The organism is Streptomyces sp. NPDC025793 (assembly GCF_055558375.1).
Map to the genome: position 1 here is coordinate 593073 of NZ_JBVHMR010000002.1, position 12099 is coordinate 605171.

Sequence of the window (12099 nt, forward strand, 5' to 3'; positions counted from 1 at the left end):
AGTACACGTGGGTTTCGCGGAGAAGCGCGGAGACTACTGGCGCGGCCGGTACAAGATCGCGCCCGGCAGGCACAACACGGTCGTCGACGAGAACGGCAAGGCCATCCGGTTCGCCACTAAGGGCGAGGCGCAGCGGGCGGCGGCCGAGGCCGAGAACAAGTACCGGCGCGGTGACTGGCGTAACCCGGCACTCGGCCAGGAGACCTTCGGCGAGTACGCGAACCGCTGGTACGAGGCCCAGGACTTGGCTGCCTCGACCATGCAGAACTACAAGCGCCACATCGAGGAGCACCTGCTCCCCGACTTCGAGGACAAGGCGCTCGCCGGCATCCTGCGCGCGGACGTCGACCTGTGGGAGAAGAAGGAGAAGGCCGTGTACGCGGCTTCCAGCGTCAAGACCTGGCGCTCGACACTCCACCTGATCTTCGAGGACGCGATCGACGAGGGCCTGATCACGTCCAACCCGGCCGCCCGGCGGCGCGGGCGCGGCAAACGCGCCGGCCGCTCCCGAGACCGAGGCCCGGAGAAGGTCGTCACCGACGCGCTCGGCATCTTGCTGACCGCTGAGCGGGCTGCCCTGCTCTCCGGCCGCGATGACGAGTTCGTCGCCGTGGTCCTCAAGGGGTACACGGGCATGCGTTGGGGCGAGATCGTAGGGCTGGAGGCGGAGTTCGCTCGCCCTGGGGCTGTCCGTGTCGAGTGGCAGCTGTACGAACTCGACACGGGTGAGCTGGTGCGCTGCCCGCCGAAGGACGACAGCTACCGCACCATCGACTCGATGGGCTGGCTGTCGGCGCTGGTCGCCAACCACATCGCCCGCACGAAGCCCAAGCCGTGCCCCTGCCACGGCAAGACCTACGTCTTCCGAGGACAGGGCGCGGCCCGGACCGGGGGCCATCAGGGCGCGAAGCTGGTCGACGTCGCACGTCGGGCCGGCGTCTCGACTGGCACGGTGTCCAACGTCCTCAACCATCCGGAACGCGTCACCGAGGCCACGCGAGCGAACGTCGAGCAGGCCATCGCGGACCTCGGATTCGTGCGGGGTGGCGTTGTGCCGGAACATGCCGCGCACTGGCGCAGGAACGGGTTTGCGACCTGGCTGTTCACGCCGGCGGTCTCCGGTTGGTACCCGAAGAAGGCACCGCAGGAGGCTCGCCCCGTACCGCTGCTCGGTGAGCCGTGGCCCGGCGTTCCGGCCCGAGGACGCGGCGCCAGCGACCGGGCCGACGCCTGCTGGCTCCCGATCGCCAAGGGCCTCACGCCCCACGGCCTCCGCCACACCCACCGGACCGTGATGGAGGACCTCGGAACTGAGAAGGTCCTCATGGACGAACGCATGGGCCACATCGACGGCTCGGTCTCGGCGCGTTACGCACACGTCACCCCCGGCATGCGCAAGCGCCTCATGATCGGGCTGACCGAGCAGTGGGAGACGGCGCTCGACGCCCGCCTGGCGATGAGCCCCACGTCATCAGTGCGTGCACTCAGCCATCTCCTGCGCGCACTTAGCGAGTCGCGTGTGCCTGCATAGCCCCACGATGAGTGCTGCTGTGTCCCTGGCGGTCACCGCCAGGGACACAGCCATCTTTCGCTGGATCGCATGCGCGGATTTTCGAGGGTGACGATGACGGTCTGCAGGAATGGATCAGTCCCGGTTCTCTCGTAGCACTGTCCGCTGCCATCAAATCCAGTCGACATCGATCCTTGCCATCCAACCGAGTCGTCCCAGATCAGCCGGATCTGAGCCGCCGCGATCGGGACGACCGGCTTTGACGGCCAACCCAGTCCGCGCAGGTCGGTGACTTCGACCGGACTGAGTTGACTGTCAACGGACAAGCGCCGTGTGGCTGTGTCACTTTCTGCGGACGTCATTTCTGGGTGAGTTCGGGAGTCACCTGTCGCGCTTCTGCATGATCAACGTCGATGACAATTGATGTCACTGGGCCGCGGCGTCAGCCCGTCTGCGCGCCGAGGCGAGTGCGAAAGCGCCATTAGTCGATCTTGGTTCGGTTGTTGGCCCCGTGGGCTTTTTGGTTTCGCCGGACGCGCGGCGGCGCCCCGAAGGCGCGTGTGCATGTCCCGGCGACGTGAACGTCACGGCGGTGACAGCGGGACGTGGAATCAAGGTGGTCCTCCTGTCACGGGCCATGCTCACGGCCCCGGTGGTTTCCGAGGCCCTCCCCTACTCCGGGGGCGGAGCCTGATGCGCGTGGTTTACCTCGGATCGCGCGGGAAGATTCTTACGTCGCGGAGATCACGCTCGGTTCCGGCGCTGGTCGCCGCTGTGCCGACGGAGCCCATCGGTGTGGCGGGCGACGTCATCGACGCGCGTCGCGAGGTCGGGGTGGTCGGATGCCAGATACGGGTGCGTGACCGACAGGGGGCCGACGAGGGCGGCGGTGAGGTCGGCAAGTGGGGTGCGGGCGGCGGCGGGGAGGTCGGTGAGCGCGGTGATCTGGCCGGCGAGCTGGCGCAGGTCCGCGGCGTTGGTACGGGCCCAGGCGGTGACGGTGCGGTTGGCGGCGCGGCGGTCGCGGGTGGCCCGTACTCGCTGCTCGCCCGTGTACCCCGGGTTTCCTGGGCGTACGCGCAGGTAGCGGCGTTCGGCGGCCTGGCGGCTGGAGACGCCGAGGGGGTGGGCGAGGTCGGCCCAGCTGGCGCCCGCCTCCCGGGCCGCTTCGATCAGGCCCGGTTCCCACTCGGCGAGCTGATCGCGCGCTTCGCGGAGCAGCAGGAGCGCGACGAGTGCCTGCTCCAAGCTGGCCTGGACGGGCTCGGAGTGTCTCTGTCCCGCGATGTCCGGGCGGCGCGCAGGGCCTCGTGGATCGTGTTCAGCGCCGCAGCGGCGGCGAGGAAGGACATGGGGGTGAGACCGCGGGCGCGGGGGTTGGCTGATCGTCAACGGCCATGGAGCCTCCAAACCTGCGGTGTCGTCATCTCGACGATTCTCTACATATCATTACTTAGGTGACATGTCAGAATGAGATCAGGTGAACCGCATTGGCAGCAACGCGCCTGACCTGAACACTGGAGGTGTTTCACGATGTTGATGCGCACCGATCCGTTCCGTGAATTTGATCGACTCACTCAGCAGCTCCTGAACACGACCGGCACCTGGTCGCGGCCGTCGGCGATGCCGATGGACGCCTACCGTGAGGGCGAGGTGTACGTGATCGCCGTCGACCTGCCCGGCGTCTCCCCGGACGCGATCGACATCGACGTCGAGCGGAACATGCTGACCGTCAGGGCCGAGCGTCGGCCCGTCACCAAGGCGGACGACGTGCAGATGGAGCTCGCCGAGCGGCCTCTGGGCGTCTTCTCCCGCCAGGTCGTGCTGGCCGACACCTTGGACACCGAGCACATCAAGGCGGACTACGACGCGGGTGTGCTGACCCTGCGGATCCCGATCGCCGAGCGCGCCAAGCCCCGCAAGATCGCCATCGGTGGCGGCTCCGCGCACAAGGAGATCAGCGGCTGAAGTCCCCTCCCAGCCGCGCTGGAGGACGGGGAGACGACCTTGCCTGCGGCTGCCCCGTCCTCGGCTCGCCACCACACGCGCAAGGGAGCAGCGATGGCCATGAGATGGGAGGCGTTCCTGGATCAGGTCGAGGAACGCGGCGCGTACGAGACCACCGAGGAAGCCGAGCGGGCGGCTCGAACCGGTGCTGGCGCTGCTGGGCGCGCGCTTGGGTGAGGTACGTGCGGAACTGGCCGCCCGGCTGCCGGAGGAACGGGCGCTCATCCTGCTCAATCCGCTCCAGGCGCACGAGCCGCTCTCCCCCGAGCGGTTCGTGAGGGCCACCGCGGCATGGATCGAGGGATCAGTCGAACGCGTGAGCGGCGTCCTCGGCGTGGCCGCGGACACCGCGGGCGAAGAGCTCACCCGCCGCATCCTGCTCCAGCTCCCGGCGGGCTACGCCCTGCTGTTCGGCCGCGCCGACCTCACCCAGGCGGCCTGACGCGCGGGGAGATGGTGCACGGCTGTGGAACGAGGCTGGGACACCGCGGCTGAGAACTCCTCGTAAACCGATGCAGAGGCCGTCTTCGGCGGCTGGGCCAGCGAGTTCAACGAGATCGCGGACGACAAGGCCGGCTTGCGCCGGGTGCCGGAACGGCCGGTTGAGGTTGAGGGTGTACCGGCTGCGCCGTTTGGCCTGGTGCCGGCGCAGGTAGCCGGCCTGTTCGAGGTCGGCGAGGATGGCCCGGACCGTCCGTCCGGTGATGCAGCCGGACGTTCGGGTCCGGGCGGTGGCTATGGCGAGCGCGGGGCTGAGGTGACGGGGTCGGTTCCCTCCCCGATGCAGGTGAGGAGTGCGAGCTGGCGGTCGTTTAGCGGAGGCCAAGAGAGCATCGCGATCGTCGTACCGCCTGTGGTCACCTCGGCACAACCCGTAGGGAGAGCCTCGTCCGGGGCGCGCAAGGCTCACGGGGCGTCCGAGGGTGGAAAGCCGCTCGCTGCGGCCGTCGGGGGCGCCGGTCCGGCACCGACGGGCACGATCATGCGCCGCGGGCCGAATCGCGGCGGCAGGCCGGAACGCCGGACCACGGCAGCATCGGCGCAGCTGTGCTAGCAGCCACCACACCAGGAGCAGCAACAGCACACCGAGGACGTCGAAGACGGTCGGCCAACGCCAATCGCTGTCACGGAAACCGGTGCGCTCCATGCTCGCTTCGGCTCAGGCTAGCGGTTACTCGAGCCGCCGCTCTGGTTGTTCCTCGTTCTCGTCGGGCAAGTGCACATCGCCGACCGCGATGTTGACCTCGACAACCTCCAGACCGGTCATCCGCTCGATGGCGGCGATCACGTTCACTCTGACGTCGCCCGCGACATCGATGATGGAGACGCCGTACTCCACGACGATCTCCAGGTCTACCGCGGTCTGTACCTCGCCGACCTCGACCTTCACCCCGCTGGTGACGGCCTTCCCGCCGGCACCGGGCATACGTTCACGCATCGCTCCCATGCCACGGGCGAACCCACCGCCCATCGAGTGGACGCCCGGCACATCCCGGGCCGCCATCCCGGCGATCTTCGCCACCACGCCGTCGGCGATCGTTGTACGGCCACGCGACCCCGGATCGCTTCCGTGCGGCACCCCCGCACTCTTCCCGCCGCGTTCGCCCAATGACACCGCGCGAGGGGTCTCGGGCCGGCTCGGCAGTCCGGTATCCGTCATCTTCGGTCACCACTTTCCGACGCACAGGCGGCCTGTCGTGCCCCTTCCTTCACGCTAACGGCGAGTGCCCAACGTCGCTCAGGCAAGTGGCATGCGAGCGATGTCGGGCACGGCGCCAGGAGACGGTGGTACGCCACGCAGAAGGGCAGGTCGGGTGGCCGGTCGGGCCGCTCTACCGGACGCGGGGCCGACGGCTGCGCCCCATCCGCGTTCTGAGGAGCACAAGGTCGGCGATGAGCACCATCACCCCGATGATCAGCAGGTAGAGCGTGTCCCTGCCGAGCGCCCCCATGACGCCGAGCGCAACCGCCACGATCAGCAACAGAAGAAACAGCACCACGTCAGCCTCCGGGCGTCAGCGGCGGGCCAGTCGTTGTCCGCCGTCCACGTGGACGGCGGACTGATCTCTTGGCCCTTCGGGTCGACGACATCGCAGTTGAGCCACTCGCGGCGATCGACCGAGTGGATCCACCTTCTCCCTGTGGCATGGGCCGGTGACGCAACGGCCCCGGCTATACACACCGGGGCCGCCCTTCCGGGTCGTTGCACGTGAGAGTGCACCGGCCCACTCCCCAGGGTATGCCCAGGATGCCATTTCGGTCATATGGGAGGACATGGCCGTCATGCGGCCAGCCGCCGCCCCCCTTGGGGGGTGGCCTGGGCAGTGTCAGTCACTGTCCTTCTCCTTGGTCTCCATGAACTGGATCCCCTTGTGCGTCAGTGTGACCATCGCGGGTGTGTTTCCTCGCGCCCAGTCGACCTGGATCAGTCCCTCGGCCGCCAGATACGTGCAGGCGGCGGCCAGGTCCTCCTCGGGCATGGCGAGATCCTCGCGCAGCTGCGCCCCGGTGAGGCCGAGGAGGCGATTGCCTTCGACGGCCTCGTACAGGGTCTTCATGATCGCCTCGCGGTAGTGCTCCCGCTCGTGCAGTGTCGCCATGGTCACCCTCCTCTCGTGCGGCACCGACGGAACCCCGTACGTCTGAGGCAGTGTCCTCCTCCCCCGCTGAGGCCCATCTCCTCAGATTTCGTCCGGCTGTGTGTGATCGTCCTGGGAGGACTGGCTGGTCAACAGCCAGGAGCGCACCGGCTCCGCCATGCGTGTGGTGTCCACGGTGAGGTGGAGGCGTGTTCCGCCATCGGCACCCGCGGGGTAGCTGCGAGCTTCTGTGGCGGCGAGACAACGGCGGAGAATCTCCGCGACATGGCGAGCCGCCTCCGGGTCCGCGGCGACGATACGGACCTCCGCGTGCCCGGCCAACGGCAATTCCGGTGACTTCAAGGTGACCCCTTGCTCCTTCAGGAAGACGTGCATCAGGGGCGACGTGCCGATGGGTGCGACGGCCATCGCCTCACGCCCGCCCCGGCTGGAAGCAGATCTGCCGCATCAGCGGCTCCCCTCTCGATGCTCACGGCGTGTGGCGTCGGCCGGAGGGCCGTTCGGCACGGTGGCACGTGGGCTCTTACGGGTCCGCCGACCGATTCCCGGCAGGGCGTCGTTGTAGCGGAACGCCCCGATCCTTTCGTCATGCTGCGCGTTGAGCCGGTGGATCAGGAACATGCCCGCGATGATCACGAAGATGATCACGGCGACGGTGACGGCTGTCTCCACGTCCTCACCTCGTCAGGGCGGAACTGAAGATCCCGACCGCGGCTCCGGCCGTCGAAGCGGCTCCGCCGTCGGTCTCCCATTCCTCTTCCTGGCTCTGAGCATCCGTCGCGTCGTGGCTGACGGCCTCGTCGGCCATCAGACCGCTGGCGGTGCGGATACCTCGAACGGTTGCTGCTGCCATCAGCCGGGCGGCGGCGGCCGGGTCCGTCTCCGGAGGGATCACCAGCAGGTCCAGGCGGCCCACCGTGTAGGAGAGGAGGATTACTTTGTTCGGGTCCTGCTCAGCGGCGAACCAGCCGACATGCACCGTGTGCCCCGTGACGGGGACCTTGCGCGGGATGACGGGCCAGTGGGTCGGGTTCACGGTGACGTGGGTGATCCGGCCCCAGCACGCGTCCAGCGCGTCTGTCAGAGTGGGGATCTCGCGGAGGAGATCGCGGGAGCGGGGCCACCAGGCACCGTCCAGGAGACCTGGAGCCGAGCCGGTCGGGGCCAGGGACAGCCGGGCCGGCGCCGAAGTCAAGCGCTCTTCGATGATCGTGGGTTCGATGGTCGCGGTCATGACGCGGACCTGCCCCCGGGCCTCCTCTCGGAGGCCGGTGTTGTTGCTCGCCGGGAACGACACCGACATGGCGGCCGGTGTGCGAAGTACTCCCGGTCCTTTCACTCTACGCCGTCCCGAGGCCCCGGAGCGTGCGCGTGAGCGGGCGCTTTACCGAGAGGCAGCGAGTCCGGGACCACCAGCGAACGCAGCCGGTGCGGCGGCGCACGACTTACGGTGAGAGGAGGAGGTCCCGCGTTCGGCGGTGACACCGAAGCCCGCAGACAGGCGGACACGCCATGAACGAATCCGACACCCCTCGCGCCCCCGGGCTCCTGCCGGACGCGATCCATCGGGCCGCGAAACCCGGGACAGTTCTTCTGCGGCTGGAGACGACACAATCCCGGGAAGGCAACCTCGACGGCGCGTGGTGGCCGCGTTCCCGCGACATCGGCGCGGAGCTGCCCGACCTCATCCACGTGCTGACCGGGCACCTCGGCCCCATCACGCGCGTCGGCCTGGACGCCACCGCCTGGGATGAACTTCCCACGCGCCTGGTCATCGACGACCAGGTCGTCCATATCGACTCTTTTCCGGTCGGTGATGACACCGTCCTGATCACTCGGGGCGACCAGGACCACTTCTCCCTTCTCGTGGTCCCGCCACACGCGACACCCGACGCCGCCCGTGCCGCGATGGCCAGGGCCGTCCGAGCTGACAACGACACCTGTGCCGCACAGATCCTCATCGACACCGGCACCCACCAGGCACACCCGATCCCCGCGGAGGACCCTCGGACCGGCGAGAAACGCCACGAGCCCGAGGAATGACCCCTGGAACCATCTGGAGGGCCGGCGCCCGTAGGGCTGTCTCTGCTGGGCGGGCACCCCGACCGCAGGGCGATCGAGGCGGTGCCGCCCGTCGGGGTGGATGTCCGGTAGTGGTGTCCGCTGATGTTCCGCCGATGCCGTTAGGGTGCGCGACATGGCCCGTACTCGGCTGTACCGCGACGGCTGCCTGGTCGAGGAGAACTTCCCGGTCCGGGACATCTCCCGGCATCTGGCGGACCGGTCTTCGACCGTGTGGTTGGACCTGTACCGCCCGGACCGCGCCGAGTTCACGGCGGTCGGCGAGGAACTCGGTCTCCACGAGCTGGCTCTTGAGGATGCGCTGCACGAGGGACAGCGGGCGAAACTCGACAACTACCGTGCCCATCACTTCCTCAGTGTCTACGCGGTCGCCGTCGACCCGGACGGCGCCGGACTGACGATGAGCGAGCTCGCGGTCATCCTCACACCGCAGGCGCTGATCACCGTCCGCAAGGACGCCGCGTTCGCCCTGGACGAGCTGGTCGCCCGCTGGGACCGTACCCCGGCTCTGGCGGCACACGGGGTCGCCTTTCTGCTCCACGGCCTGCTCGACCATGTCGTCGACGGGCACTTCGCCGCGGTGCGGCAGCTCGACGAACGTATCGAGGAACTGGACGATCTGCTCTTCGCCGAAGGCGGCCGGCAGATCCAGACCGTACAGCGCCAGTCCTACGCCCTGCGGAAATCACTGGTCCGGCTCCGCCGCGTGGTCCTGCCCATGAGGGAGGTCGTCAACGCCCTCATGCGCCCCGACCTCGACGTCGTCGACGGCCCCTTGCTGCCGTACTACCGAGATGTGTACGACCACGTGCTGCGTGCCGGCGAGTGGACGGAGTCACTGCGCGACCTGGTGGCCTCGGTGATGGAGACCAACTTGTCGGTGCAGGCGAACCGGATGAACCTGATCATGAAGAAGGTGACGAGCTGGGCCGCGATCATCGCCGTGCCCACGGCGATCACTGGCTTCTACGGACAGAACCTTCCCTACCCCGGCTTCGGACACCAGTCGGGATTCATGGTTTCCAGCGCCGTCATCGTCGTTGTCTCTCTGACGCTGTACTTCGCTTTCAAGCACTGGGACTGGCTCTGACCGCACACGCTCCTGCGCGCTCGTCGGCAGACGGGCCCTGGGAGCCGGTTCCCGAAGTCGGCTCCCAAAATGGGCCCGCAAAGCAAATCAGGCCCGGTGCTGATCTCTCAGCACCGGGCCTGACCTGGTGTTACGGCTGTCGGGGTGGCGGGATTTGAACCCACGACCTCTTCGTCCCGAACGAAGCGCGCTGCCAAGCTGCGCTACACCCCGGTGTCGCTGCTTCCCGCGGCGACGTCGTTTACTTTAGCCCACCGGTGGCTGTAGACGAAATCCGGTTTAGACGCGGCGGCGGACCGGGGTCGGGCGGGTGTGGTCCACGGCCACCAGGAGGACGGCCAGGCCGTAGATCGCGAGGCCCAGGAGGAGGGCGTTGGCCAGGGTGCTGCGGTAGCCGTGGGCGGCGACGTCGAGGAAGGGGTAGAGGTAGCGGGCGGGGTTCGAGGGGGCGAGGAACATCCCTCGGATCAGGGAGAAGGCCAGGTAGGCCAGGGGGTAGAGGAGCCAGGCCGCGGCCTGGCGGAGGTGCAGGCGGGCCGACGGGGTGAGCAGCAGCCAGTCCAGCACGACCGCCGCCGGGGTCACCGTGTGGAGGATCTGGAGGGTCGCCCACTGACCGTGCCAGCGTGCCGGTGCCGTCGTCGCGCCGGTCATGGAGAACGGGGGCGTCGTGTGGGCCAGGAGCAGGTGATAGACCAGCGCCGCGATCACGGCGTAGAGAAGTGCGGCGCCTGTCACCGCGGACGGCAGTGGGCGGCGTGCCCGCCAGGTCCGCGCCGCCGACAGCCGCATGACCACGGCCAGCAGGATGTTCGTCTGGACGCTGAAATAGCTCAGGACGCGGGCCGGGCTCCCCAGCAGGAGCTCCAGGGCTACGCCGCCGGCCGCCGCCAGGGCGATCAGGAGGCGGACGAGTGCGACCACGGGGCGGCGGACCGGGGCCACCACCGCTGTCGCCGGGACCGGGGCGGGCAGCAGCAGGGGCGGGCCCGGGACCGCGGGCAGGTCCGGGATGTCCCTGGGTATCGGTGCGGTCATGCCCTCACGCTAGGAGCGGGGGCGAGGGCGGACCATGCGGGTTGGTCCGGTCGGGTTACACCGCCACGGCCGGACGGCCGGGACCCCGTCGGCCCCGCCCGTCCCCGCAGCCCCACCGGCTGCTACCCCCGCTCCCGCCCCACCAGCGTCAGCAGGGTCGCCTCCGGTGGGCACGCGAAGCGGACCGGGGTGTAGCGGTTGGTGCCGCAGCCCGCCGAGACGTGGAGGTAGGAGGTGTTGCCCTCCGCCGTGTGCGTGGACAGGCCCTTCACGCGGTCCGTGTCGAGGTCGCAGTTGGTGACCAGGGCGCCGTAGAAGGGGATGCAGAGCTGGCCGCCGTGGGTGTGGCCGGCCAGGATCAGGGGGTAGCCGTCCGCCGTGAAGGCGTCCAGGGCGCGCAGGTACGGCGCGTGGACCACGCCGAAGGAGAAGTCGTACGTCCCCGAGGGGCCGCCGGCGACCTGGGCGTAGCGGTCGCGCTTGATGTGCGGGTCGTCCAGGCCCGTCAGCTCGATCGACACGCCCTCGACCTTCAGCACGCCCCGTGTGTTCGTCAGGTTCAGCCAGCCCGCCGAGTCGAAGCCGTCGCGCAGGTCCTCCCACGGGTTGTGGATGGCGCCCACCGCCGGCTTGTTGCCGTTCAGGCCGTGCCGGCCGTTCGTCTTCTCCATCAAGTAGCGGGCGGGGTTGCGGAGTTTGGGGCCGTAGTAGTCGTTGGAGCCGAAGACGTACGCGCCCGGGAACTCCATCAGCGGGCCGAGTGCGTCCAGGACCTCGGGGACGCCCTCGGGGTCCGAGAGGTTGTCGCCGGTGTTGATCACGAAGTCCGGGCGCAGGCCCGCCAGCGACTGGAGCCAGCGCTGCTTCTTGCGCTGGCCGCCGACCATGTGGATGTCCGAGACCTGGAGCACGCGCAGCGGGCGCATGCCCGGCGGGAGGACCGGCACCGTCACCCGTCGCAGGCGGAAGGAGCGGGCCTCGAAGCCCGCCGCGTACGCCAGACCGGCGGCGCCTGCCGCCATGATTCCCAGGGGTACTCCGTATCGCGCGCGCATACGCCCATCGTGTCAGACCCGCGGAGGGCGGGAAGACGGGCGGGCGGCTAAAACAACGGGCGTTCGCCGCCGCACACCTGCGACAATCGACCTCATGACCACCACGCTCAAGTCGAAGCTCCACGACGACCTCAACGCCGCGATCAAGGAGCGTGACGAGCTGCGCTCCTCGACGCTCCGGCTGACGCTCGCCGCGATCACCAAGGAGGAGGTCGCGGGCAAGGAGAAGCGGGAGCTGTCCGACGACGAGGTCCTCAAGGTGATCACCCGCGAGGCGAAGAAGCGCCGTGAGGCGGCCGACGCGTTCGCGCAGGGCGGCCGTGCCGAGTCGGCGGAGCGGGAGAAGGCGGAGGGCGAGGTCCTCGCCGGATACCTGCCCAAGCAGCTGTCGGACGAGGAGCTGACCGCGATCGTCGCCGCGGCCGTGGCCGAGGCGAAGGCCGCCGGCGCGGAGGGCCCGAAGGCCATGGGCGCCGTCATGAAGATCGCGAACGCGAAGGTGGCCGGCCAGGCCGAGGGCGGCCGCGTCGCCGCCGTGGTCAAGCAGCAACTGCTCCAGGGCTGAGCCGGCCGGTCGGACCGGGGCCGAATGACCGAGTGACCGCGTACGGCGGCGGGGCGGGCGCCCCTTGGGCGGCGGGAGGGGGCCCCCCCCGGGGGTCCCGGCCGGGAGACCCCCGCCCCGACCCCCCCTGGGCCAGCGCCCCACAATACCCC

At 69.2% G+C, this 12099-nt stretch carries 13 protein-coding genes, 1 tRNA gene and 2 pseudogenes; 6 read left to right on the forward strand and 10 right to left on the reverse strand.

Annotated features, from left to right (window positions below; all coding sequences use genetic code 11):
- Positions 1–7 precede the first annotated feature (7 nt).
- Positions 8–1531 (forward strand): LacI family DNA-binding transcriptional regulator, encoded by a 1524-nt coding sequence (locus ACZ4MF_RS06545; protein ID WP_467490381.1) that lies wholly within the window; start codon positions 8–10, stop codon positions 1529–1531.
- 723 nt (positions 1532–2254) lie between these two features.
- Here ACZ4MF_RS06545 and ACZ4MF_RS06550 read toward each other — a convergent pair.
- A pseudogene (locus tag ACZ4MF_RS06550) lies at positions 2255–2909 on the reverse strand (type III effector protein).
- Positions 2910–3043: 134 nt separating this feature from the next.
- On the opposite strand from ACZ4MF_RS06550, the gene ACZ4MF_RS06555 reads away from it, so the two are divergent.
- Both ACZ4MF_RS06555 and ACZ4MF_RS06560 read left to right on the forward strand, forming a co-directional pair.
- A complete protein-coding gene (locus tag ACZ4MF_RS06555) occupies positions 3044–3478 on the forward strand; it encodes an Hsp20/alpha crystallin family protein (RefSeq protein ID WP_467490383.1) in 435 nt (144 codons plus the stop codon).
- 93 nt (positions 3479–3571) lie between these two features.
- A pseudogene (locus tag ACZ4MF_RS06560) lies at positions 3572–3959 on the forward strand (DUF2267 domain-containing protein).
- A 729-nt stretch (positions 3960–4688) separates the two neighbouring features.
- On the opposite strand, the gene ACZ4MF_RS06565 reads toward ACZ4MF_RS06560, so the two are convergent.
- The 6 genes from ACZ4MF_RS06565 to ACZ4MF_RS06590 all read right to left on the reverse strand — a co-directional run bounded on the left by ACZ4MF_RS06565 (position 4689) and on the right by ACZ4MF_RS06590 (position 7351).
- The gene (locus ACZ4MF_RS06565) at positions 4689–5177 is read right to left on the reverse strand and encodes an Asp23/Gls24 family envelope stress response protein (RefSeq protein ID WP_467490385.1); all 489 of its coding nucleotides are present in this window, start codon (positions 5175–5177) and stop codon (positions 4689–4691) included.
- A 172-nt stretch (positions 5178–5349) separates the two neighbouring features.
- The gene (locus tag ACZ4MF_RS06570) at positions 5350–5517 is read right to left on the reverse strand and encodes a hypothetical protein (protein WP_167357509.1); all 168 of its coding nucleotides are present in this window, start codon (positions 5515–5517) and stop codon (positions 5350–5352) included.
- A 327-nt stretch (positions 5518–5844) separates the two neighbouring features.
- Entirely contained in the window at positions 5845–6117 is a 273-nt protein-coding gene (locus tag ACZ4MF_RS06575; protein ID WP_467490387.1) for a hypothetical protein, read from the reverse strand.
- 81 nt (positions 6118–6198) lie between these two features.
- Positions 6199–6492, reverse strand: a complete 294-nt coding sequence (locus ACZ4MF_RS06580) for a hypothetical protein (RefSeq protein WP_467490684.1) — start codon at positions 6490–6492, stop codon at positions 6199–6201.
- 72 nt (positions 6493–6564) lie between these two features.
- Positions 6565–6789, reverse strand: coding sequence for a hypothetical protein (locus ACZ4MF_RS06585; protein WP_467490389.1), 225 nt, complete (start codon positions 6787–6789; stop codon positions 6565–6567).
- Between the two features lie 4 nt (positions 6790–6793).
- Positions 6794–7351 (reverse strand): DUF5994 family protein, encoded by a 558-nt coding sequence (locus ACZ4MF_RS06590; protein WP_467490686.1) that lies wholly within the window; start codon positions 7349–7351, stop codon positions 6794–6796.
- Positions 7352–7629: 278 nt separating this feature from the next.
- Here ACZ4MF_RS06590 and ACZ4MF_RS06595 point away from each other — a divergent pair, with 278 nt between their 5' ends.
- On the forward strand, positions 7630–8160 hold the full coding sequence (locus ACZ4MF_RS06595) for a DUF5994 family protein (protein ID WP_467490391.1): 531 nt from the start codon (positions 7630–7632) through the stop codon (positions 8158–8160).
- 154 nt (positions 8161–8314) lie between these two features.
- Complete coding sequence (locus tag ACZ4MF_RS06600) at positions 8315–9289, forward strand: magnesium transporter CorA family protein (protein WP_467490393.1); 975 nt, start codon at positions 8315–8317, stop codon at positions 9287–9289.
- A gap of 139 nt (positions 9290–9428) precedes the next feature.
- Here the strand turns inward: ACZ4MF_RS06600 and ACZ4MF_RS06605 are convergent.
- The 3 genes from ACZ4MF_RS06605 to ACZ4MF_RS06615 form a co-directional block, all read right to left on the reverse strand.
- Positions 9429–9502 (reverse strand) — tRNA-Pro (locus tag ACZ4MF_RS06605).
- Positions 9503–9568: 66 nt separating this feature from the next.
- Entirely contained in the window at positions 9569–10327 is a 759-nt protein-coding gene (locus ACZ4MF_RS06610) for a Pr6Pr family membrane protein (RefSeq protein WP_467490395.1), read from the reverse strand.
- A gap of 122 nt (positions 10328–10449) precedes the next feature.
- A complete protein-coding gene (locus tag ACZ4MF_RS06615; protein ID WP_467490397.1) occupies positions 10450–11382 on the reverse strand; it encodes a metallophosphoesterase in 933 nt (310 codons plus the stop codon).
- Positions 11383–11476: 94 nt separating this feature from the next.
- On the opposite strand from ACZ4MF_RS06615, the gene ACZ4MF_RS06620 reads away from it, so the two are divergent.
- Entirely contained in the window at positions 11477–11947 is a 471-nt protein-coding gene (locus ACZ4MF_RS06620; protein WP_356039840.1) for a GatB/YqeY domain-containing protein, read from the forward strand.
- Positions 11948–12099 lie beyond the last annotated feature (152 nt).